Annotated in this window: 20 protein-coding genes and 1 pseudogene; 7 read left to right on the forward strand and 14 right to left on the reverse strand. The window is 44.1% G+C overall.

Features of this window, described 5'->3' with window-relative positions; all coding sequences use genetic code 11:
• Positions 1 to 165 precede the first annotated feature (165 nt).
• The gene (locus OCV24_RS15890) at positions 166 to 1,053 is read left to right on the forward strand and encodes a LysR family transcriptional regulator (protein WP_029627159.1); all 888 of its coding nucleotides are present in this window, start codon (positions 166 to 168) and stop codon (positions 1,051 to 1,053) included.
• Positions 1,054 to 1,353: 300 nt separating this feature from the next.
• Here the strand turns inward: OCV24_RS15890 and OCV24_RS15895 are convergent, their stop codons facing one another.
• From OCV24_RS15895 to phhA, 6 genes and pseudogenes are all read right to left on the reverse strand, one after another.
• A complete protein-coding gene (locus tag OCV24_RS15895; RefSeq protein ID WP_150877599.1) occupies positions 1,354 to 2,229 on the reverse strand; it encodes an NAD(P)-dependent oxidoreductase in 876 nt (291 codons plus the stop codon).
• Positions 2,226 to 2,408, reverse strand: a pseudogene (locus tag OCV24_RS15900) (hypothetical protein); the annotation flags it as partial. The gene OCV24_RS15895 and the pseudogene OCV24_RS15900, both read right to left, overlap by 4 nt.
• A 161-nt stretch (positions 2,409 to 2,569) precedes the next feature.
• Complete coding sequence (locus tag OCV24_RS15905; protein WP_017057670.1) at positions 2,570 to 3,286, reverse strand: YebC/PmpR family DNA-binding transcriptional regulator; 717 nt, start codon at positions 3,284 to 3,286, stop codon at positions 2,570 to 2,572.
• Positions 3,287 to 3,382: 96 nt separating this feature from the next.
• Positions 3,383 to 3,592: a DUF3283 family protein gene (locus OCV24_RS15910; protein WP_046222971.1), complete on the reverse strand. Its 210-nt coding sequence runs from the start codon at positions 3,590 to 3,592 to the stop codon at positions 3,383 to 3,385.
• Between the two features lie 246 nt (positions 3,593 to 3,838).
• Entirely contained in the window at positions 3,839 to 4,177 is a 339-nt protein-coding gene (locus OCV24_RS15915; RefSeq protein ID WP_137033847.1) for a 4a-hydroxytetrahydrobiopterin dehydratase, read from the reverse strand.
• Positions 4,167 to 4,961, reverse strand: a complete 795-nt coding sequence (gene phhA, locus OCV24_RS15920) for a phenylalanine 4-monooxygenase (protein ID WP_150877598.1) — start codon at positions 4,959 to 4,961, stop codon at positions 4,167 to 4,169. Before phhA ends, OCV24_RS15915 begins: the two co-directional genes overlap by 11 nt.
• Positions 4,962 to 5,160: 199 nt before the next feature.
• Here phhA and OCV24_RS15925 point away from each other — a divergent pair, with 199 nt between their 5' ends.
• Entirely contained in the window at positions 5,161 to 7,194 is a 2,034-nt protein-coding gene (locus tag OCV24_RS15925) for an acetoacetate--CoA ligase (RefSeq protein ID WP_150877596.1), read from the forward strand.
• Between the two features lie 370 nt (positions 7,195 to 7,564).
• Here the strand turns inward: OCV24_RS15925 and OCV24_RS15930 are convergent, their stop codons facing one another.
• Together OCV24_RS15930 and OCV24_RS20850 are read right to left on the reverse strand one after the other, a co-directional pair.
• On the reverse strand, positions 7,565 to 8,734 hold the full coding sequence (locus OCV24_RS15930) for an MFS transporter (protein ID WP_150877594.1): 1,170 nt from the start codon (positions 8,732 to 8,734) through the stop codon (positions 7,565 to 7,567).
• 189 nt (positions 8,735 to 8,923) lie between these two features.
• Positions 8,924 to 9,190, reverse strand: coding sequence for an IS1-like element transposase (locus OCV24_RS20850; protein WP_084026602.1), 267 nt, complete (start codon positions 9,188 to 9,190; stop codon positions 8,924 to 8,926).
• A 189-nt stretch (positions 9,191 to 9,379) separates the two neighbouring features.
• Between OCV24_RS20850 and OCV24_RS15935 the strand changes: the two genes are divergently transcribed.
• Positions 9,380 to 9,553, forward strand: coding sequence for an alpha/beta fold hydrolase (locus OCV24_RS15935; protein ID WP_017057676.1), 174 nt, complete (start codon positions 9,380 to 9,382; stop codon positions 9,551 to 9,553).
• Between the two features lie 220 nt (positions 9,554 to 9,773).
• On the opposite strand, the gene OCV24_RS15940 is transcribed toward OCV24_RS15935, so the two are convergent.
• On the reverse strand, positions 9,774 to 10,667 hold the full coding sequence (locus OCV24_RS15940; protein WP_137007490.1) for a LysR substrate-binding domain-containing protein: 894 nt from the start codon (positions 10,665 to 10,667) through the stop codon (positions 9,774 to 9,776).
• 179 nt (positions 10,668 to 10,846) lie between these two features.
• Here OCV24_RS15940 and OCV24_RS15945 point away from each other — a divergent pair, with 179 nt between their 5' ends.
• Together OCV24_RS15945 and OCV24_RS15950 are read left to right on the forward strand one after the other, a co-directional pair.
• The gene (locus tag OCV24_RS15945; RefSeq protein ID WP_016792130.1) at positions 10,847 to 11,614 is read left to right on the forward strand and encodes a carbohydrate deacetylase; all 768 of its coding nucleotides are present in this window, start codon (positions 10,847 to 10,849) and stop codon (positions 11,612 to 11,614) included.
• 107 nt (positions 11,615 to 11,721) lie between these two features.
• The gene (locus OCV24_RS15950; protein ID WP_150877592.1) at positions 11,722 to 13,569 is read left to right on the forward strand and encodes a hybrid-cluster NAD(P)-dependent oxidoreductase; all 1,848 of its coding nucleotides are present in this window, start codon (positions 11,722 to 11,724) and stop codon (positions 13,567 to 13,569) included.
• Between the two features lie 123 nt (positions 13,570 to 13,692).
• Here the strand turns inward: OCV24_RS15950 and OCV24_RS15955 are convergent, their stop codons facing one another.
• On the reverse strand, positions 13,693 to 14,616 hold the full coding sequence (locus OCV24_RS15955) for a LysR family transcriptional regulator (protein ID WP_150877590.1): 924 nt from the start codon (positions 14,614 to 14,616) through the stop codon (positions 13,693 to 13,695).
• Positions 14,617 to 14,737: 121 nt separating this feature from the next.
• On the opposite strand from OCV24_RS15955, the gene OCV24_RS15960 reads away from it, so the two are divergent.
• Entirely contained in the window at positions 14,738 to 15,487 is a 750-nt protein-coding gene (locus OCV24_RS15960) for a 3-oxoacyl-ACP reductase family protein (protein WP_017057681.1), read from the forward strand.
• A gap of 359 nt (positions 15,488 to 15,846) precedes the next feature.
• Positions 15,847 to 16,617, forward strand: coding sequence for a TerC family protein (locus OCV24_RS15965; RefSeq protein ID WP_057622952.1), 771 nt, complete (start codon positions 15,847 to 15,849; stop codon positions 16,615 to 16,617).
• 188 nt (positions 16,618 to 16,805) lie between these two features.
• Here OCV24_RS15965 and maiA read toward each other — a convergent pair whose 3' ends face one another.
• From maiA to hppD, 4 genes are read right to left on the reverse strand one after another with little or no spacing between them, the layout of a single operon-like run.
• Positions 16,806 to 17,495 carry a maleylacetoacetate isomerase gene (maiA, locus tag OCV24_RS15970; protein ID WP_146443319.1) on the reverse strand — a complete coding sequence of 230 codons (690 nt, stop codon included), beginning with the start codon at positions 17,493 to 17,495 and terminating at the stop codon, positions 16,806 to 16,808.
• Positions 17,496 to 17,533: 38 nt separating this feature from the next.
• Positions 17,534 to 18,571 carry a fumarylacetoacetate hydrolase family protein gene (locus OCV24_RS15975; protein WP_146443317.1) on the reverse strand — a complete coding sequence of 346 codons (1,038 nt, stop codon included), beginning with the start codon at positions 18,569 to 18,571 and terminating at the stop codon, positions 17,534 to 17,536.
• A 9-nt stretch (positions 18,572 to 18,580) separates the two neighbouring features.
• Complete coding sequence (locus tag OCV24_RS15980; RefSeq protein ID WP_150877588.1) at positions 18,581 to 19,741, reverse strand: homogentisate 1,2-dioxygenase; 1,161 nt, start codon at positions 19,739 to 19,741, stop codon at positions 18,581 to 18,583.
• Positions 19,734 to 20,807, reverse strand: a complete 1,074-nt coding sequence (gene hppD, locus OCV24_RS15985; protein WP_017057686.1) for a 4-hydroxyphenylpyruvate dioxygenase — start codon at positions 20,805 to 20,807, stop codon at positions 19,734 to 19,736. The genes OCV24_RS15980 and hppD overlap by 8 nt, the downstream gene beginning before the upstream one ends.
• Positions 20,808 to 21,090 lie beyond the last annotated feature (283 nt).

Genomic DNA, 21,090 nt, shown 5'->3' on the forward strand with positions numbered 1-21,090 from the left:
CAAACTCTAATGATAACCACTTACGTAAAAGGTAATCATCACTCACCCCATTGTTCATTTTTTGTTATCGGGTCGGTTTCAAATTGTTAACTTCAATTTTATTGTATTTATAGGGTGAAATATATATGCTTAAAGTAAACTCATTGTTTACTCACGAGTGCTAATGTGAATATTTTAACTCTTATGGAAACTTTTTCTGTTGTTGTTGATACAGGAAGTTTTACGGCGGCAGCGGAGAAACTTGGGTTCTCTAAATCATTTATCAGCAAACAGATCTCCACCTTGGAAGATGATTTAGGAACTCGCCTACTATATCGTACGACTCGTAAATTGAGCTTGTCTGATGAAGGCGGACAGTTCTATAAGCACTGTAAGATAATTATGGCAGAAGCTGAGAATGCTCGGGCTGAGGTCATGGATAGCCAAGGCGCACCAAAGGGAAAAATACGCCTAACATTACCTCAAAGTCTTATCATTTCAGGTTTTGGTCAATTACTAATAGAATTTCAACTCCAGTATCCAGAAATTGAGCTTGAGGTAATAGCCAGTGGGCGTACTGAAGATTTAGTGGAAGAAGGTATAGATATTGCGCTAAGAGTAGGACAATTAGAAGACTCCTGTCTTATCTCTCGTCGGTTAGCAGACTGCACATTTCAAGTCGTCGCTTCTCCCCAATATATAAGAAAATCGGGAACACCTTACCAACCAGCAGATCTAATGGAACATAATTGCTTAATTTATAGTGACTCCAAGATTAATCGGGGCTGGCCGTTTCTCTCTCCTAGTGGTGAATCAATTACTGTAAAGGCAAAAGGTAGTTTAACGAGTAATGATGGTGGTTTAATAGTTGAGAGCATTCTTCGTGGGTTAGGCATAGGCTTTGGACCTAGTTTTTTATTCAAGAATGATATTGAAGAGGGCCGCTTGCAATTACTACTTAGCGATTACTACCAACCAGCCACTACAATTTCAGCCTTATATCCACTAAATCGAAATCTATCAAGACGAGTCAGGATGTTGGTTGATTATTTATCTGAGAGACTATCGGTTTAGTAGCATTTATAGAGTTCCACAAATTGTTTAGTTTACAACCAAGGAAGCCATTTTAGTTCATAGGCCTTTTTAATTAAATAAGGCAGAAAATACAATAATCGGTGCTAGGCATACATTTAATCAATTTTTCCCATATTTTCGCTAATTCGTGTTTTGCTAATTTAAGTAAAGGCTCGAAGAAGCTTTTATCCAATTGTGAACTTCAGAACGAACGCTTTCACGTATTCTAAGTGGGTACAAATAAAAATAGCCGCTAATTAGCGGCTATTTTTGTTTATCCAAGAGAAGCTTCTATTACTTCTACTTCTTAGTCTCTTCAACCACAGCTTTCATCAATACTGACGTATCCATGCGGCCTTGTCCTTCGGCAGACAGTGCCTTGTAGGCGTTGTTGGTCTTTTCAGTCAGTGGAAGTTGGATGCCTTGGCGCTCTGCTTCATCTAGGCAGAAGCCTAAGTCTTTGATCATCCAATCAATGGCAAAGCCGAAATCAAACTTGTCTTGCGCCATTGTGGTTGCGCGGTTTTCCATCTGCCATGAACCAGCGGCGCCATTTTTAAGGCAATCGACCAGAGTTGGGATATCCAAACCTGATTTTTCAGCAAGTACCAAGCCTTCAGATAAGCCGTTCAATACACCCGCGATGCAGATCTGGTTAACCATTTTCGCGCGTTGGCCTTGGCCGACTTTACCCATCAGAACCGACGACTTACCGTAAGCTTCGAACAAAGGTTGAAGGTCGTTGAATTGCGCTTGTTCGCCGCCACACATGATGGTCAACACGCCGTTTTCTGCGCCCGCTTGGCCACCAGACACTGGTGCATCCATAAAGCGAATACCCGATTGCTTGGCTGCCACTTCAAGCTCTTCAGACAGTACTGCAGACGTTGTTGTGTGGTCGACAAGAATCGCGTTTGGCTTCATCGCGGCCAATGCGCCAGTTTCGCTGGTTGTCATGCTGCGTACGTCGTCATCATTACCTACACAAACCAATACCACGTCAGCTTCTGCGACACACTCAGCCACGCTCTCAGCGGCTTTACCTTGGTGTTTATCAACCCAGTCTAATGCTTTGCTATGAGTGCGGTTAAATACCGTTACTTCAAAACCGGCTTTGACTAGGTGTCCTGCCATTGGGAAACCCATTACGCCTAGCCCGATAAAACTTACTTTCATTTCTTTCTCCTTTTCATTTGACTGAGCTCATCACTATGAACTGATTGAAAACATTCAATCAAAGCGTCGATGAGCAAGGTCAATGCCTTCGGCTGATATTTTCTTTCTTTGTACACTAAATACGCTTGGCGATCACCCCGATGATACTCAGGGAGTACCTAAATCAGATTCATGTCGGGATAAGACGAACAATATAATGAAGTTCAGCGATAAATCGCGACCAGAGAACGCTTTGTCAGCCGTACATTATGGAACGATGATCAAGGAAAATCAGATATAACGTTCATAAAAAAACCGAGCACTAGGCTCGGTTTTTTAATAACTGTTGTTACTGTAAAAATTACAGCTCAGCGTTGTGGTAAACCTGCTGAACGTCATCACAGTCGTCAAGCATGTCTAAGAACTTCTGGAACTTCTCAGAATCTTCTTCAGCTACTGGCGTAGTTGTTTGAGGAACGAAAGTGATTTCCTCAACGTCTAGCGTTAGCTCTGGGAACGCAGTGTTTAGTGCTGTCTTCGTTTTGAAGAACTCAGTCGTTGGAGCGAATACAGTGATAACACCGTCTTCTAGCTCAACGTCAGTCACGTCTACGTCTTCCATCATTAACGTTTCTAGGATGATCTCGTCATCTTCGCCTTTGAACTGGAATACAGCTTGGTGAGCGAACATATGGGAAACAGTACCTTCAACACCGATTTTCGCGCCAGTCTTAACGAAACATTGGCGAACGTCTTGGAACGTACGGTTGCCGTTGTCAGTTAGACAGTCAACGATTACGCTTGTGCCACCAGGGCCAAAACCTTCGTAACGAGCAGGTTGGAAGTCTTCACCGCCGCCGCCGTTTGCTTTATCGATCGCTTTGTCGATAACGTGAGCGGGTACTTGGTCTTTCTTCGCTTTAGCAATCAGGTGCTTAAGAGGTAGGTTCATATCTGGGTCAGAGCTACCGTTCTTAGCCAGTACGTAAATCTCTTTACCGTATTTAGAATAAACTTTAATTTTTGCGCCTGCAGTTTTCGCCATTGAGGCCTTGCGCACTTCAAAACTTCTTCCCATCGGGATCTTCTCTCTGATTCAATTAACGGTGAAAATTCTAGCAAATTACTGTGTCATTTCAATTCTACAGCATTGCTGGGCAAGGTTTATCTGCGTTTATGCGACACCCATTACCCGTTTGTATTTTTCTACAGACTGCTCAAACCACACCTTTTCATCAGGGTCACTTAGCTTCATTGCTTCTTCAACAATGGCTTCAGGGCCACATTTTGCTTGCTTTAGTTTCCATACAAGAAACGATGCTTGCTTATCCAGTTCGATTTTATTTTTCTCGCTGGGTGGAAGGAGTGAAAGGTTGATAGACATTATTAGCCTTCGTCTGTAATACACTTGGCCGAGAAATATATCATAGAGCAGGATCATAAAACCAATACTATGAGCATTAGTGGGTGGATGCAGGGCGAGAAAACAGCAAATCGCTGATGTACATCAAGCTACTTTGAGAGAAGTAGCTTGATGAGAAAGTATTGAGTATTCGACTCACCGAATGAGCCGAATAATGAGGTAATCACATCAAAAAGACTGCAAAAGAGTAACCCCCTAATCTACAAACTAATCACTCACCGCGAACACATCACAGCGTGAGGCGCAGATGAAATCATTCTTGTGCAGGCCTTTGATTGAGTGGCTCCACCAAGTTACAGTTACTTTGCCCCACTCCAATAAAATCGAAGGGTGATGAAATTCTTCTTCTGCCAACTCTGACACTTTGTTGCTGAATGCCCAGGCTTGTTTGTAGTTCTTAAACTTAAACACCTTCTCAAGCTGCGGGATGCCCTCTCTTTCCATGATCTGCCAGTCAGACAACTCCAACAGTAAAGATTGTTGATCACCTTTACTTAGAGCAATCGCGTCGATACTGCAGGCTTCGCATTTTTGTTCATTCAACATGTGTTGGTTCCTTGGGTTCAAAAAGTGGTGGTAGTAATCCCGCATCAATCGCGAGATCAGCTTGCTGTAATAAGTTTTTCTGACTGATTTCGAATAACTCAGATAGCTCGTCGATCACATAATATTTCGGCTGCATAATGTCGATGCGATAAGGGGTTCTTAAAACGGTTTTTAGCTCGAACCGCTCACGAACGGCCAAGTCCCCTTCCAACGCGTAAATGGTTTCTGCCGGAGAGGAAAGAATGCCACCGCCATAGATTTTCAGCTTGTGCCCTTCTTTGACTAAACCAAACTCGACCGTAAACCAATACAAACGGGCAAGATAGGCGCGCTGCTTGGATGTCGCCGCTTGGCCTAGTTTTCCATAATGTTCAGTGAAAGCCGCGAAATCAGTATTAGTCAACATTGCACAATGGCCAAAAATTTCATGGAAAAAATCAGGTTCTTGTAAATAATCGAACTCGTCTCGCGTTCTCAGAAATGTCGCAACGGGGAACTTCTTATTAGCGAGTAAATCAAAGAAACGGTCGAAATCGATCAATGCCGGAACAGGCTTAACCTGCCAACCTGTTGTTTCTTTTAGCACTTTATTTATCTCTGGGAGTTGAGGGACCCTATCTAATGGTAGATCAAGCAAGGTCAAACCGTGCAAATAAGCATCGCAAGCGCGGTCACTAATTACGTCCAGTTGCCTTTTCACCAAGTCGTGCCAAATGGCGTCTTCTTCGAGGCTCCACTCAACCCATCCCTCTTGGCTCACGGGCTTAGAATGATATTGAGTCATTACACACCTCCTAACGAATGTCTCCCTTTAAGCCTATCTCCACTCTTTATAAGCGCCAATCTTCGCTATCTTTCTAAACACCCTCCCGTGTAACATTTTGTTTACACACCTATATCAAACGCTTATTTTGCTGATCTTTTGACTTTATAAAACCTAAATACCAGACTGAAATCGTTAACTTTTTGTTAAAGGTAAAGGAATGCACGAAAGCAATAAGTCCATTTGGCAACCAAACGAGCAACGTATCGCCGATGCCAACGTAACCCGATTTATCGACAGCCTCGACCTGTCTGAATTAAAACCGCAAGTATTGAAGTTAGAGAGGGAGCTAAGAAGCTACGCCGATCTCCATCAATGGTCTGTGGAGCAACCGGAGTCGTTTTGGCAAAACGTGTGGCAGTTTTGTGGAATGGTGGGTTCGCAAGGAGATGACACCAAAACTCAAGGCGAGAGCCGTTGGCAGCAGCCAAAATCGAATCGCGATGCGGTGTGGTTTCCGAATGCGCAAGTTAACTACGCCGAAAACTTACTGCATTCATCAAAAACGTTGCCAAACGAACTTGCGATTTGGTTTGAGAATGAACGTGGCGAACAGCAGAGTTATACATGGAAAAGCCTGTGTGAAGCAGTCTCTAGTGTTCAGCAATGGCTTGTCGATAGCGGCGTGGAGCAAGGTGATGTAGTTGCCGCTTATACCCCTTATCTGCCACAAACCGTGGTCGCAATGCTAGCGACCACCAGCTTAGGGGCTATTTGGACATCAACCTCACCTGACTTTGGCGTCGAGAGTGTGATTGAGCGATTTGGCCAAGTGAAACCTAAGGTGCTGTTCACCTGTGACGGCTACACCTTCAATGGCAAGACGTTCGATATGACAGACAAGAACCGTGAAATCATCGAACACTTAAACACGCTAAAACAGGTGTGTGAGATCAGCTATTTGAAACCGACTCGTGATTTAGAGAAAAACGATTTAGATAAGAACAACGTTAAACATGATGTGTCACCCCAAAGCTGGAAAAACATCATTAGTTACTATCAGCCAAAACTTCTTCTATTTACTCGTGTCGGCTTCAATGAACCACTGTTTGTACTCTACTCTTCCGGCACCACAGGCCAACCTAAATGCATTGTTCACTCTGTCGGTGGCACCACCATCAACCACCTAAAAGAGCATCAACTTCACTGCGATATTAAACCAAGAGATCGCGTGTTCTACTACACCACATGTGGTTGGATGATGTGGAACTGGCACGTCTCTGCGCTCGCCAGCGGTGCTTGTTTGGTGATCTTTGATGGGAGCCCGGTTTACCCGCAACCCAACGTTCTGTGGGATTTAGCGCAGCGTGCGGATGTATCGCTGTTTGGCACTTCAGCCAAGTATTTAGAAGCGATTGAGAAAGCGGAGCTCTCGCCTATCGACAGTCACTCTCTGCCTCAATTAAGAACACTGTGCTCGACGGGTTCTATGCTTTACCCAGAGCAGTTCGATTATGTCTACAAGCACATCAAACAAGACCTGCATTTAGCGTCTATTTCTGGTGGTACGGATATTTGTGGCTGCTTTGTGTTGGGTAATCCTATCTCACCAGTGTATCGCGGCGAGTGCCAACAGGCCGGGCTCGGCGTCGACATCAAGGTGTTCAATTCGTCTGGTGGCAAGGTCAACCAAGAACGGGGCGAGCTAGTATGCACTAACTCCCTACCCAACTTCCCCGCTGGCTTTTGGAATGACACCGGAGAACGCTATCACAGCACCTATTGGGATAGGTTTGATAATGTGTGGCATCACGGTGATGAAGTCGCACAGAGCGAACATGGCGGTTATCTGTTCTACGGGCGAGGCGACACCACACTCAACCCTGGTGGTGTGCGAATTGGTACCGCTGAGATCTACCAGCAAGTGAACACCATTGACGGCATTGTTGATTCGATAGCAGTCGGTAAAGACATCGACCGCAATGAGCAGATATGGCTGTTTGTTCAACTGCAGCAAGGTGTGGATCTAGATGATGAATTACTGACAGCCATCAAAAGCAAACTCAAATCATCCTGCTCACCAAGGCATGTGCCAAGCCAGATCTTTGCGATCAGCGATGTGCCAAAAACACGCTCTGGCAAACTGGTGGAGCTGGCAGTAAAACAGGTGATTAATGGTAAGAGTGTAGAAAACCTCGGGGCTATCGCTAACGCCGAGGTTTTGGAAGAGATAAAACGTGCTGTTTCGTTTTAGTTTTTCTTTCCTAGGAAAATCGAAAGAAAAACCTCCGTTGGTTCAACACTGTGGAAGTTTTTAGCCTTGGAACTCGTGGTCGTTAATTGGAATCGTCAGGACGTACCTATTACTTTATCTATTCAAGGATTAATCCTATGTGGACAGACAGACTTCGATTCACAAGCGTAGGTTTCACTAAACTCATCCACACCTTAGTGACTTCAAAACCATTTCCTCGACTCTTTCGGTTCTTGATTTAGTTCAACTGAATGACGTAACAAAGCCGCTTGAATTAACATGCTTATTCGAATCGTAGGTGGTTAAGTAATAAAAACAGTGCTGACCTTTGTGGTTATGCTTCTCTCATGAAAGTCAGCACTTTCGCTGATTAATTCACTTCTGAAAGTTTAAGAGCGGGACTTTTTTTCTGATTTAGTAAGATACTAATCAACGCTAATACCGTAAATGCTAAGCTTGATAGGAATAGATTTTCTACACCGAACTGAGCGATAAACCACCCCGCTATTACCGATCCAATAGTAATTCCTAGGTTTGAAAAAGATACAAAAAGACTATTCGCAAACACTTTAGAATCTCCCGCATTTTCCATTATCCATGTCTGGCTAACGATCAAGCCTGCTGAGTGTACAGCGCCCCAAAATGCAACCATGGCAATCATAAAGTAGAAAGAAAATCCCATAAGGTAAATTGTGATAAAGGTAAGACTGAATAGTATAGGGTACAGTACTACAGTTTTTCGCATATTCTGACTGAGTAACTTACCAAAGATAAAGTTGCCAAAGATACCAAATACACCGAACACCATCAGCATGGCACTAATCCACGTACCGTTCATATTCGTTACTGTGCTTAAGTATTGAGTAATAAAGCTGTACGAAGAAAACATCGCTGCAAAGATGAATATAACGGTGAATAGCGACAGCCACATGGACTTGCTACGTAAAATAGTCACTTGAGAGCCGAATGACATTTTTTCCTTTACAGGAGCGCTTTCCATCAAAAACATCACACTCACTAACGCAATAGCACAAGCAGTTAAGCCAAAGTAGAAGGCATAAGCAAGTGAATATTCTTCAGCTAGAAAAGCGCTAATCGGAATACCAAAGACCAAACCAACCGCTACTCCACCAAAAACTTTAGCAGCGGCGTTGCTTTGCTCTTCAACTGGAACCATTGATGTGACAACCACTAAAGCGACAGAAAAGAATACAGCATGTACTAACGCCGGTAGAACGCGAAATATCATCATGGTTGTGTAATCTTGCGTCATAGCGTACACAAGGTTAGAGACAACGAATAGAGACAAAATGCCGACTAGAACATACTTTCTATTCCACCCAGACATCATTAACGTAATAAATGGTCCGCTGACTGCTACAACGACAGCATAGATACTCACTAACAGACCAGCTTCTTGTACGTCAATGTTTAAATCTTTCATGACTTGTGGCAAGAGTCCGATGATACCAAGCTCTGTCGTGATAACGCCAAAAACGGCTAAAGATAGAGCAAAGATAAACAAGCTTTGTTTTTTCATTGTTTCAACTCAAAATTATTTATATGCGGTAATTACGTACCGTCGATATTGGTTGTTGTTAGAGCCCTAAGTCCAAGTGTCGGAAAAGTGGCACAAAAATGTTGTTTTTTATCCAATAAAAATGCCGTTTTCAATGTGATTGAATTCGGCAACGTATCAGAATTCGCATTTTCAAAGGGGGAATGGCTTCTATTTATCCCGATGACATGCGCTTAGAACCGTGTTGTACGAAACTTGCAAATGACGACTGGTTGCTCGCTTTCCATGATTTTGTGAGGTCATTTCAATAATCCTATTTCGAATTTCTGGTTTACAGGCCTCGTAACAATAATTCACTTGAAAGGTACGGCGGCAAGCAAGACAGCGAAATCGTTGATGGCCGTTGGGGCCATAGCCATGCTTTATGACACTGTCACTCTTATGACAGAAGCAGCAGTTAGGTCTATTCGTTGTCACATCGAACCGTAAATTTCACCAAAAGATATTGGTAGTCGTTTGAATTTAATTATCAACTTGGATTGCATAATAGGGGATAACACACGCAAGATTAAGTCCTTAAAATTACCAATACATATTCCTACAGGGACTTAATATGCCTTTTTGAAGTTTTATTGTGCAAATGGTACTTGAAATAATTTGTGGGAAATGCTGATCCTGGCAATATCAGATAACGCTCAAAGTAGTTTAGGGACAACTCAAATCAATCAAATGAAAGAGTATGCCAATGACGTTCAAGGTCATGTGTTGGAGTCATGTGGTCACTGGTTGATGGAGGAGTATCCAGTCCAGGTTGAAGATCTAGTTATTGATTTTTTTTAACAAAAAATAATCAACAAAACTCAGTTTGAGTTTTGTTGATTATGCAGTCTTCATTGCTGCCATAGACTGCCTATCATTGTTGTTAATATATACCCTAAAGTAAACTCTAGGGTATTTTTTCATTTGAGCGATGATGAGGCTAAAGCACTGGAGAGGCTCTGAGAACGATGGCGTTTGAGTTGATTCGTGCTCAGTCATATAACAATATAACGAGCACGCTTTATCCGTTGTCTATCTCAGAATGTACCCAGCGAGAAAACGCTTGGAATTTTACTCTTGTTTCCATTCCTTTAGGGCAAACCAAATCGTAGCCTTTTCCTGATTCAATATGTGGAAATGGCGCGACTAGCCTCCCCGCTTGGATTAAAGGCAGCGCAAATTCATACCGAGCAAGAAACACACCGAGCGATAATTCCGCCGCTTCCATCGCTAGGCGATTGTCACTATAGAAGTCACACCGTTTTTTACAATCAATGTCGATATGCATTTCATCTAACCAATACTGCCACGCACTTGTATCCCCTCTATGGATAAAATTAACGTCAGATAGAGCGCTCAACCCATTGTGAAGACCATGCTCGGTGGCGTAATTAACACTGCACACAGGTGTTCTTTTCCCTGAAAACAGTCGCTCACTGTAGTGGTTTGGATACCGCCCTTGGCTATAAAAAATCGCCACATCGTAAGGCTCAAATTGAAAATCAGATTGATTTTGTTTGGTTTGCAGCTTGATGCTTAGATTGGGGTATAGCTGACGAAGTGAAGGGAGTTTCGGGATCAGCCAAGCAGAGGCGAAATAAGGTGATGTCGCTATATGTAAGCTACCAGTCAGCTCTCCGGTTTGAATGTCAGAAAGGGTGGAAAAAATGGACTCAAATGATGAATTCAGAACACTCAGAACTCTTTGTCCCTCCGGTGTGAGCTCTAACTTTCGGGTTTTTCTAATGAATAGATTGAATTGAAGCTGCATTTCCAGTTTTTTAATTCGCTGGCTAACCCCACCTTGGGTCAGAAAGAGCTCTTCTGCTGCTTTGGTAAAACTCAAGTGGCGCGCTGCAACGCTAAAAGTATGAAGCAGAGAAAGCTGCTGTTGTTGATTGGTGATTGAGCTCATGCATTACTCTGGTTAATTCGTGTGGGGGAATTATTCGTTTGTCCGAAGTTGTCAGTCATTATAGATTAATTTGTGTAATGTCACATTACAAGGACGTTAATGGTGACTCAATCAAGAAGGGAATCGGAGCTGATAACGCTATTACGAGAATCGATAAGATATAACGTGGATGAGATACGATGAAACTTATTTTAAATGCTGATGATTTCGGGCTGACGGAGTCGGTGAACTTGGGGATTGCGGATTGTTTTCGTGCCGGAACCGTAAAATCGACCACCATAATGATGAACCAACCTGGTGTCTCTCACGCGTCACAACTCTATCAACGTGGTCTTATTCATGAAGTTGGACTGCATTTTACAGTGACATCAGGTAAATCAATATCGTCCCCTAAATTAATTCCAACACTGGTTGACGAGAATGGTCATTTTTTTGATAGAAAGACCCTGTTTAATAAATCTGATGTGTCTTCTGATGAAGTCTTTAGAGAGTGTATGGCGCAATATCAAGCGGCTTTAGACGCGGGATTTAATATTAATCATATCGATAGCCACCATTTTGCTGGTGCCTATCGCCCTCTTAAAATAGGTTTTACACAAGCAGCCAATGAAATAGGCCTCCCCGTCAGGCGTATTGATAGCTTTATACGGGGTCAAAACTTATTGTCGGTTCCTACCCCAGATGCGTTTGATATGGGCTTTCATGCAGAAGGTGTCAATATTGAATACCTCAAAGCAGTATTGCTGGCTTATCAATACAGCATGCCTAACAGTACGATTGAATTAATGTGCCACCCAGCAAGGACGCTAACTGAAGAGCTAGAGGACATCTCTAGTTATACCCATGCTCGTGTTGAAGAGTGGAAGATTTTAACCAGCGATGAGTTCTCTCTCTGGCTAAGAAAAAGTGGCATTGAATGCGTTGGCTTTGATGCGCTTCATGCTTAAATCGCGAAACAACCTACCTTCTCACAAGATAAACCATCGGCCTTGTTAGGTCGTTAAAACCGTTCCTTGCGGTTCAATAAATCAGCACAATAATAAAGGGTAACATTGTGGTAAATCCTACCGTACTTTCCCAAATTAATATCTATCCAGTCAAATCCATTGGCGGGCTTTCTCTCTCTTCTTCATGGCTCGAAAAGCAAGGCCTTGTTTTTGATCGTCGCTTTATGTTGGCGTTAACTGGTGATGATGTCTCCGCTTCGGCTAAATACCCAACCATGGTGACGGCGCGTCAGTATCCAAATATGGTTCAAGTGAGTTCTAGTCTACTGCCAACCGGTATCATTTTTTCTTACCCTGGGCTGGCGGCACTAAAATTACACTACTCTACCTTCAAAATGCAGGCGACAGATGCCAGTGTTTGGAGGGACCGCTTTTCAGCCTATACAACAACCGATGAAGCGAATGAGTGGTTTAGCCAAGTAATTGGGAAGCGAGTTGAGTTACTGTTTACTGGCGAGCAATCTAACCGCATGAGAGAAAACCTTGGTCATAATGTGAGCTTTGCCGACGGTTTTCCTATCTTGCTTATTAGCTCTGGCTCATTAGCGGAGCTAAATAGACGCAGCAGCGAAGTTCACACCATGGAACAGTTTCGTACCAACCTCGTGGTGCAATCAAACGAACCTTTTATCGAAGACTCATGGAAGCGTATCAAGATAGGTGACGTTGAATTTGAAATTGTAGAGCCGTGTGAGCGGTGCATTTTAACGACACTTGATCTGGAAAATGGAGAATTTAGGGCCAGTAAAGAGCCATTGACGAGCTTTTCACGCTTTAGAGCCAACGAGCAAGGCAAAATATTTTTCGGGCAAAACCTTGTAGCGAAAAACGAAGGTGTTATCTCCATCAATGATGCTATCGAAGTGCTTGAGTATAAATCCAAGGAGTTTTATGAAGATCTCGACGCAAAAAAACAAGAGTTGATTTGTGTTGAAAGAGAACCTACAGCAAGAAACTTCGAGACATTTTGGTTTGAGCCTAAAAACGGCATGGTGCCTGAGTATAAAGCGGGACAACACCTCCCTATTGAGATCACGGTCAATGGCAAACTGACCAAACGAATGTATACGCTGTCATCTAGCCCCTCTCGGCCAGAACGTTTGTCGATTTCAGTGAAACGAGTCCATGGTGGTGAAGTTTCCAACTGGTTGTTCAACCACTTACAAGTTGGCCATACCATTATTGCGGATCAACCCAAAGGCACTTTTCATATTACTAAAGAATCGAATGAGCCGCTGTTGCTGCTTTCTGCCGGTAGCGGTGTGACGCCCATGATCGCTATGCTTCGGTATTTGACTGACCAACGAGACACGCGTGATATTGCGTTTTATCATCAATGTTTGACGAAAGCGGATATTCCATTCATGGAAGAGCTCCTTATGCTAGAAAAACAACACGCCAATGTCACTGTGACTCTAGCCCTTAGCGAGCCATCAACTGATTGGCTAGGCGAAAAGGGGCATTTTAGTCGTACTCATTTAAATCAAATTTCAGAGTTTCACAAACGTCAAGTTTTTGTATGTGGTCCTGGTGGTTTCATGGAAAGTGTAAAGCGCTTGATGATAGAGAGTGGGCTGCCCGAAGAACAGTACCATCAAGAGACATTTGGCGTTGCAAGAGTGGCGGACGGGAGCGAGAAAAGGGTTCAAATCAACCTTGATGGTGTCGTGTTTGAAGGAAGCAACCAGCGCACCGTTCTGGAGCAAGCTGAAGCAGCAGGGCTTTCTATTTCGAATAACTGCAGAGCTGGTTTCTGCGGCGCCTGCAAAGTCACTGTGAAATCAGGAGAGGTTTACCAGCCCGATGCCCCAGGAATTGAAGACAGTGATAAGGCGAAAGGAATGGCCCTAGCTTGCTGCGCGATACCTAAGACAAATGTAAATATTGTTAGCTAGTATGTAGGTTTTATGATGATTGAGGCCACTATCAAACTTTGATAGTGACCTCAATATCGTTGGATTATCTAAAACACAATAACACCCAAATGACCTGCAATGTCGTGCTTCGATTAGTCAACATTACAAAGAAGCCTCAAAAATATCCGGATGACGGCTCGATAATGCAATGATTTCATCTATGATGACTCTTATTTTAGGCAGAATGTAAGGTGTTTTTAGCCAAACAATACTGATGGGTGCTCCTTCGCCATTGAATTTCTCTAATACAGGGCATAATTGCCCATCATCAAGGTATTGCTTCACTAACCATACTGGTAGTTGAGCTAAACCTGCACCAGATAAAGTCGATTGCAAAATACCTTCACAGTCGGCTATCTCATGACGTGCTGAAATATCAACAGATTCGGTTGCCCCTTTAGCATTTTTCAGCAGCCAACTATGCCTTTGTCCTATAGGCCAACCGACGATGCAATCATGTTGAGCAATATCTTCTTTTTTGGTAATAGGTGCTCGCGTTGCTAAATAAGAGGGAGAGGCACATATCACCCTTTTTTGCTCCCCTATTTTACGTGCAACAATATCGCCCGAGTTTTCTAAGTGCCCAACGCGGAGCGCAAGATCAATCCCGTCACTGACTAAATCCGTAGGACGGTCATTAAAGGTAATAGATAGATCTAATTGCTCGAACTTGGACGTTAATTCTAGCAACTTGGGTAGGATTGCTCTTCTACCGAGAACTGCGGGTAAATCTATACGCACACGCCCTGATGGCAATAACTGTTGATTGCTTAAGCGCTTCTCTGCTTCCTCTAAAATGGTCATCGCTTTAAGGCAGTCGGCTAAATAGGAATCCCCATCATTGGTTAACGCGATGCGTCGAGTTGTTCGATGAAGGAGTTTGGTGCCTAGCTGTTTTTCTAGTCGAGCAACGCTTTTACTTAAAGCTGAACCGGTCATTCCAAGCGCTTGAGCCGCAAGGGTAAAACTCCCCAATTGCGCAACGGTGACAAAGTGACGAACTTCCACAAATTGGCTTTTTAACATCAATTAATTCCCACAAGGACTTTATGTTCGTCATTATATGGACTTAATAAGCGAATGTGAATCGATTATTCTGTGTACATCAACGAGATGATTACATCGATTTTCAATTAAGGTAAACATAATGAATAACTTCAATAGATTCAAAGGTAAGGTCGCTTTTATCCAAGGTGGCAGTCGCGGCATTGGTGCCGCCATTGTTGAGAGATTGGCATTGGAGGGAGCGTCTGTTGCTTTTACATTTGTGTCATCCCACGAAAAAGCTAAAGCGCTTGCTGAGAACTTAACTTCACAAGGTAGCAAAGTCATCGCAATAAAGGCGGATAGCACTAAGACTGAAGATATCAGAAATGCAATCAGCGAAACCATAGAACAACTTGGTCAAATTGATATTGTCGTAAACAACTCAGGTACGCTGATCTGGGACAGTATTGAAAATTTGACGATGGATGATTGGGACAAGACCATCAATACAAACGTACGAAGTGTATTTGTGGCTATTCATGAAGCCGCGAAGCATATGAATAATAACGGCAGAATAATCAATATCAGTAGTACGAACGCTCAGCGCATTCCTTTTGCTGGCGGTTCTATATATGGAATGAGCAAGTCTGCACTAACCGGATTGGCCAAAGGTCTCTCTCGCGATCTAGGCCCTAGAGGTATTACAGTCAACAACATTTTACCTGGTCCGGTAGATACCGACTTAAACCCAGACAATGGCGATACTTCAGAGCCTGTAAAAGCTATCGGTGCACTTGGTCGTTATGGTCAAGTTGAGGAGATTGCTAGCTTAGTAGCATTCGTCGCTAGCTCAGAAGCGGGTTACATCACTGGTGCTGATTTGATGATCGACGGTGGCTTTTCCGCTTAATCAAAATATGCAGTCAAGTAACTCGTGATTTATCAATCTAACTTCAAGCAATCATCGATACATGATTAGTAAAGAGAAGTACAATGGTTGGCCTATTTCACAGGTCAATCATTTAGAACCCCTTGGCTTTGATCAGTTTTGCATACTTGCCAACGACATCCAGTCACTACCACATAAACATCCGATGTTAAATATTGAGTTCAACAATAAAATAGATAACACATTAAAAACTAGCGTTATTAAATTGAATTCTGACTCTTAATCCAACATTTCTAAACAAAGAGGTAAATTACTTCTATGGACGACCCCGTTAGGTGCCGTTTTATCCCATTGTCTTCTTGTATTAAGGAGATAAGCACATGCTAGAGCTCTTTCTACAACCCGAAATCTGGGTAGTATTTGCAACTTTATTGATTCTTGAAATTGTTTTGGGTGTCGATAATGTCGTCTTCATTTCTGTTCTATGTGAGCGGCTTCCCGAACAGCAACGCAAAGTTGCACGTAATTTAGGTATTGGTCTGGCGGTGTTAACGCGAATAGGTCTTGTATTTTCTATTTCGTGGGTGATGTCTCTGACTAATCCTTTGCTGAGCTTCGCCCATACAACGTTCACCGGGCGAGATATTATTATGATATTGGGTGGTGGTTTTTTGTTAGCTAAAAGTGCGAAAGAACTTTGGTCATGGTTAAGACATACACCATCGTCATATTCGACTCAAGCTAGGACTGGACTAGCCGTCGTACTTCTCCAGATTGTAGCGGTAGATGCCGTTTTTTCAATGGATTCAGTTATAACCGCTGTCGGCTTAACATCTGAAGTGCCCGTTATGATAGCCGCTATTTTGACATCCGCGATTTTTATGATTTTAACAGCGGAAAAAATTAACAACTTGGTTATTCGTTACCCAGGATTTAAAACGCTGGCTTTACTGTTTTTGGTTTTATTAGGAGGGTTGTTGATGGCGGAAGGGCTAGCCATTCATATCAATAAAGGCTACGTGTACTTTGCTATGGTTTTCGGACTAACGCTTGAGTTATGTCATATACAAATAAAAAACAAACATAAGCGAACCTTAACCATCCAGCGAATTAAAGCATATCAGTCCAAAGCGAACCGAGTTACATTCTAATGAGACACGTCTCCACTATAAGGAGACTGTCAGCTCTGCTAATTCGGAATGTGCAAACCTATCCGACACGGTCAGCACTAGACAAAGCGGCTTTCTATAAATAAGGATCATTCATTAATTGCTAATTTAGGAAGGTTGCTAGCATGAAATTGTCCAGAAACGACTTTAGTGATGCAAGGGACGAGTATTTACACTGGTGCATTCGCATCCGCTTGATTCTCTGGCGTCGCATCAATGAATGCCGGTAACTGATTACACGCTTCAACAATCGAATTAATCAGCGGATACGGCGACATATCAACGCCAAAACGCAGCGCATTGTAGACTTGCGGCACTAAGCAGATATCGACAATGCATGGTGAATCGGTGAGGCTATACACCGAATCACCGTGTGTTTGACGATGCTTAGAAAGCTTCTCTTCTAACGCCGAGAAACCTTGGCTCATCCAATAGTGAAGCCAATCCATTTTTGCCTCTTGCTCGCACGATAATTCTCGCTCCAAATACTGCAGCACACGCAGGTTATTAAGAGGGTGAATTTCTATCGCAATATCCTGAGCCATTGCCAACGCTTGATAGCGCAGTGGTGTTTGCTCAGGAATCAGCGAGACTTCCGGGCTACTCTCACAAGAATAGTGCTCATCGAGATATTGAAGAATAGCCAGTGACTGATTGAGTTGAACGTCACCATCCACCAGCACCGGCACTAATTCACTGGCATTGAGATCGCGATATTGTGGATCATGCTGCTCGCCGCCATTACGCACCAAGTGCACCGATTTAGACTCATAGTCGAGTTGCTTTAGGTTCAATCCAATACGCACCCGATAGGCGGCCGAAGAGCGCCAGTAGCCGTAAAGTGTCATGTTCTGATTCATACAATGATCTCGCTCGAGCTGAATCTTTATAATATGGGCTATAACGCTCGATATTGGCTAACTTTTTGGTCAATCGCACCAAAAATCGAGTTACCCGCCGCATCAAACATCTCTAGGCGAATCGAGTCACCAAACGACATGAATTGAGTCGAAGGTTTACCATCACGAATCGTCTCGATCATGCGAACTTCGGCAATGCATGAATAGCCTACGCCGCCCTCGGCAATTGAGGTGCCATGATCGGTGCCTTGTTTATTCGATACCGTGCCTGAACCTATGATTGCACCGGCCGACAGTGGTCGAGTTTTCGCTGCATGCACAACTAACTCGGCAAAGTTAAAGGTCATATCCACGCCTGCATTCGGGCAACCAAAAGGCTGGTCGTTATAGGTCGATATTAATGGTAAATGTACCTTACTGCCTTTCCATTGCTCGCCAAGCTCATCAGGTGTTACCGCAACCGGAGAGAACGCCGAAGACGGTTTAGACTGGAAGAAGCCAAAACCCTTAGCAAGCTCCGCTGGAATCAAACCGCGCAGCGACACATCGTTCACCAACATCAGTAATCGAATCGAATCGTGCGCTTGCTTAACACTAGCGCCCATCGGTACATCACCGGTGACAATCGCCACCTCACCCTCGAAATCGATGCCCCACTCGTCACTGGCAAATTCGATGTTGTCACGAGGGCCAATAAAGGCATCTGAGCCACCTTGATACATGAGTGGATCGACCCAGAAGCTTTCTGGCATCTCAGCACCACGAGCCTTACGCACCAACTCAACGTGGTTTACATAAGCGCTGCCATCAGCCCATTGATAAGCGCGTGGCAGAGGTGATTCACAATACTGAGGTGCAAAGGCTTCACTGCCTGTCACATGCCCATTATTTAACGAGGTGTATAACTCTTCTAACTGAAAAGCCACGCTGTCCCAGTTATCCAAAGCCACCTGCATGGTGGGTGCAAGGTGCATCGCGTGGAAGACTTCAGTGGCAGCCACACACTGTTTGAGATCTTTACTCACGACCACCAACAGGCCATCGCGAGTGCCATTTTTCTTGGTTGCTAATTTCATCCTTGTCCCTTATTTCTTATCGTCAGCCATTTCTTTAACACCAGAGTCTTGCCAACTGTAGACATACTCTTTGTTCTCAACGCTATCGAGTTCATCAGAGAACTGCAGCGCGTGGCGAGTATCGATCATCACCGCCACTTCATCGGTAAACTTCTTCTTGTGCGCTTGCCCAGCCTTGAACGCCTTTGGGTGAGGCCCATGAGTGAAGCCCGCCGGATGGAAGGTCACCATGCCCGCTTCAATGTTGTCGCGGCTAAAGAAGTCACCAGCGTGATAGAACAGCACTTCGTCGTAATCATCGTTGTTGTGGTAGAACGGCACTTTCAACGCCCCAGGATCGCTCTCAATTGGGCGCGGCACAAAGGTACACACCACAAAGCCTGCGCCAACAAACGTCGTATGCGCAGAGGGTGGCAAATGGTAGCGATGTGACATCAAGGGTCTGATATCGCGCCAATTCACTTTCACCACGGCCAAATCGCCATGCCAACCAATTGCATCCAATGGATTGAACGGATAAGTAATAACGCTGACTTTGTCGTGGCGTTTTACCTGAACCTGAGTTTGGTTTTCTGAGTACTGAGCGCGGAATTGATCGTTGATTGAAGGTATGTCGAGCACAGCAGGATCAAACACCGCGTGATTGCCGACCATGCCTTTCTCTGGCAAGGAATAAGCCGCGTCGGTGTTTTCTATCATCAAGATAAACATCGGCTCACTTGGCTCTAAGCGCCAATTGGTCGAGCGCGGGATCATCACGTAATCCCCTTCACTCACTTCTAAATGGCCATAGTCGCAATAGAGATCAGCACTGCCTTGATGAATGAACAACAGCTCATCCCCGTCGGAATTACGCACCAAGAAATCCATCTTCTCATCCATGCGCCATACGCGGATTTTGCAGTCTGCGTTGTGCAAAAGATGAGGCACAGCCCAAGGGGTTATCTGACTGGCTTTGTCCACCAGCGTAAAATCAAAAGCGCGAGGGCGTAAATCCCCCTCCCACTCCGACCAACCTGTTGGGGCATGTTGGTGATGGAAGTGAGCCGCAGGGCCAAAGAAACCACTCCGACCCGCCTCCCGCTCATAGATTGCCTCTTCGGGAAAATCGGCATGCGCTTGTTTAGAACACACCCCCTCCCGATGAGGAAACGAGATCCATTTATGCATCGTCTAATACTCCTCGACGAACCTGGTCCTCTTCAATCGATTCAAACAGCGCTTTGAAGTTACCTTCGCCAAAGCCTTCGTTGCCTTTACGCTGAATGATCTCAAAAAATACAGGGCCGATGACCGTCTGCGTGAAAATTTGCAGCAAGATGCCATCTTTGGTCGGCGCGCCATCAATCAGAACACGTAAATCGCGCAGCAGATCAGTGTCTTCACCGTGGCCTTTCACACGCTCGTCGACTTTCTCGTAATAGGTATCAGGGGTTGGCATAAAGTCCATGCCGCGATCACGGAGGGTTTTCACCGTTTTGTAAATGTCATCCGTAGCGAGCGCGATGTGTTGGATACCTTCGCCGTTGTATTCGCGGATGAACTCTTCGATTTGTGATTTGTCGTCTGAAGACTCATTGATTGGAATTCGGATCTTGCCACATGGTGAGGTCATGGCGCGGCTCACAAGGCCTGTCAGCTTACCTTCAATGTCGAAGTAGCGAATCTCACGGAAGTTACCGATGCGCTCATAAAACCCAGACCAAACATCCATATTGCCTTGCTTCACGTTGTGCGTGAGATGGTCGATTTCATACAAGCCAACATTAGCTTCGGCCATGCGCTCTTCCGCATCGTCATAGAATCGGAAATCAACGTCGTAGATGCTCTGCTTGCCATAGCGATCCACAAAATAAAGCAAACTTTCACCGATACCATAAATGGCAGGAATGCTCAGCTCCATCGGCCCTATTTCTGTTTTGTACTCTTCACCACCGCCCTTGAATGCTTGCTCCATAGCAGATGTTGCTTCGTTGACACGAAAAGCCATACCGCACACTGATGGCCCATGCACTTTAGCAAAGGCTTCCGCTTGGCTGTGTGGTTGTTCATTAACGATAAAGTTGATGTCACCTTGTCGATACAGCCAAGCCTCTTTTGATCGGTGCTTGGCGATCTCAGCGAAACCAAGTGACACAAACAGCGCTTTAAGTTGCTCAATTCCCTTGTGGTCAACGGCCGTGTATTCAACAAACTCGAATCCATCCGTACCAAGCGGGTTGTATGTATCCACCATGAACTTTCTCCTTGTACCTATTGGTTTTGTATTACGTGACTTTTTATTACGTGCTTTCTATTACACGATTAAGTGTTGTGTGTTTTTTGTCCTTAATTAAATTTGGCCCACAAGCCGAGATAATGGAATGCATCGAAGAAAATGGACGGTCACGGTGAAAACTCGTCAATATGTAAAGTAATTGTTACAGGCGAACAGCTAGAATAGGAAAGTGAGTACTATCAAAGGATTGAAAGGCGGTGCTTTAATTTACAATCGAACATAGGATGTGAATAAGTTGTTA

The organism is Vibrio kanaloae (genome assembly GCF_024347535.1).
In the GTDB taxonomy this organism is placed as follows: domain Bacteria; phylum Pseudomonadota; class Gammaproteobacteria; order Enterobacterales; family Vibrionaceae; genus Vibrio; species Vibrio kanaloae.

What these genes read in the sequence shown, in the direction of transcription:
- OCV24_RS15895 (WP_150877599.1), bottom strand. Translation starts at nt 2,229, where the DNA reads ATGAAAGTAAGTTTTATCGGGCTAGGCGTAATGGGTTTCCCAATGGCA.
- OCV24_RS15980 (WP_150877588.1), bottom strand. Translation starts at nt 19,741, where the DNA reads ATGCATAAATGGATCTCGTTTCCTCATCGGGAGGGGGTGTGTTCTAAA.
- OCV24_RS15910 (WP_046222971.1), bottom strand. Translation starts at nt 3,592, where the DNA reads ATGTCTATCAACCTTTCACTCCTTCCACCCAGCGAGAAAAATAAAATC.
- maiA (WP_146443319.1), bottom strand. Translation starts at nt 17,495, where the DNA reads ATGAATCAGAACATGACACTTTACGGCTACTGGCGCTCTTCGGCCGCC.
- hppD (WP_017057686.1), bottom strand. Translation starts at nt 20,807, where the DNA reads ATGGTGGATACATACAACCCGCTTGGTACGGATGGATTCGAGTTTGTT.
- OCV24_RS15945 (WP_016792130.1), top strand. Translation starts at nt 10,847, where the DNA reads ATGAAACTTATTTTAAATGCTGATGATTTCGGGCTGACGGAGTCGGTG.
- OCV24_RS15935 (WP_017057676.1), top strand. Translation starts at nt 9,380, where the DNA reads ATGCTGATCCTGGCAATATCAGATAACGCTCAAAGTAGTTTAGGGACA.
- OCV24_RS15955 (WP_150877590.1), bottom strand. Translation starts at nt 14,616, where the DNA reads ATGTTAAAAAGCCAATTTGTGGAAGTTCGTCACTTTGTCACCGTTGCG.
- OCV24_RS15965 (WP_057622952.1), top strand. Translation starts at nt 15,847, where the DNA reads ATGCTAGAGCTCTTTCTACAACCCGAAATCTGGGTAGTATTTGCAACT.
- OCV24_RS15930 (WP_150877594.1), bottom strand. Translation starts at nt 8,734, where the DNA reads ATGAAAAAACAAAGCTTGTTTATCTTTGCTCTATCTTTAGCCGTTTTT.
- OCV24_RS15905 (WP_017057670.1), bottom strand. Translation starts at nt 3,286, where the DNA reads ATGGGAAGAAGTTTTGAAGTGCGCAAGGCCTCAATGGCGAAAACTGCA.
- OCV24_RS15975 (WP_146443317.1), bottom strand. Translation starts at nt 18,571, where the DNA reads ATGAAATTAGCAACCAAGAAAAATGGCACTCGCGATGGCCTGTTGGTG.
- phhA (WP_150877598.1), bottom strand. Translation starts at nt 4,961, where the DNA reads ATGACTCAATATCATTCTAAGCCCGTGAGCCAAGAGGGATGGGTTGAG.
- OCV24_RS15940 (WP_137007490.1), bottom strand. Translation starts at nt 10,667, where the DNA reads ATGAGCTCAATCACCAATCAACAACAGCAGCTTTCTCTGCTTCATACT.
- OCV24_RS15960 (WP_017057681.1), top strand. Translation starts at nt 14,738, where the DNA reads ATGAATAACTTCAATAGATTCAAAGGTAAGGTCGCTTTTATCCAAGGT.
- OCV24_RS15925 (WP_150877596.1), top strand. Translation starts at nt 5,161, where the DNA reads ATGCACGAAAGCAATAAGTCCATTTGGCAACCAAACGAGCAACGTATC.
- OCV24_RS15915 (WP_137033847.1), bottom strand. Translation starts at nt 4,177, where the DNA reads ATGTTGAATGAACAAAAATGCGAAGCCTGCAGTATCGACGCGATTGCT.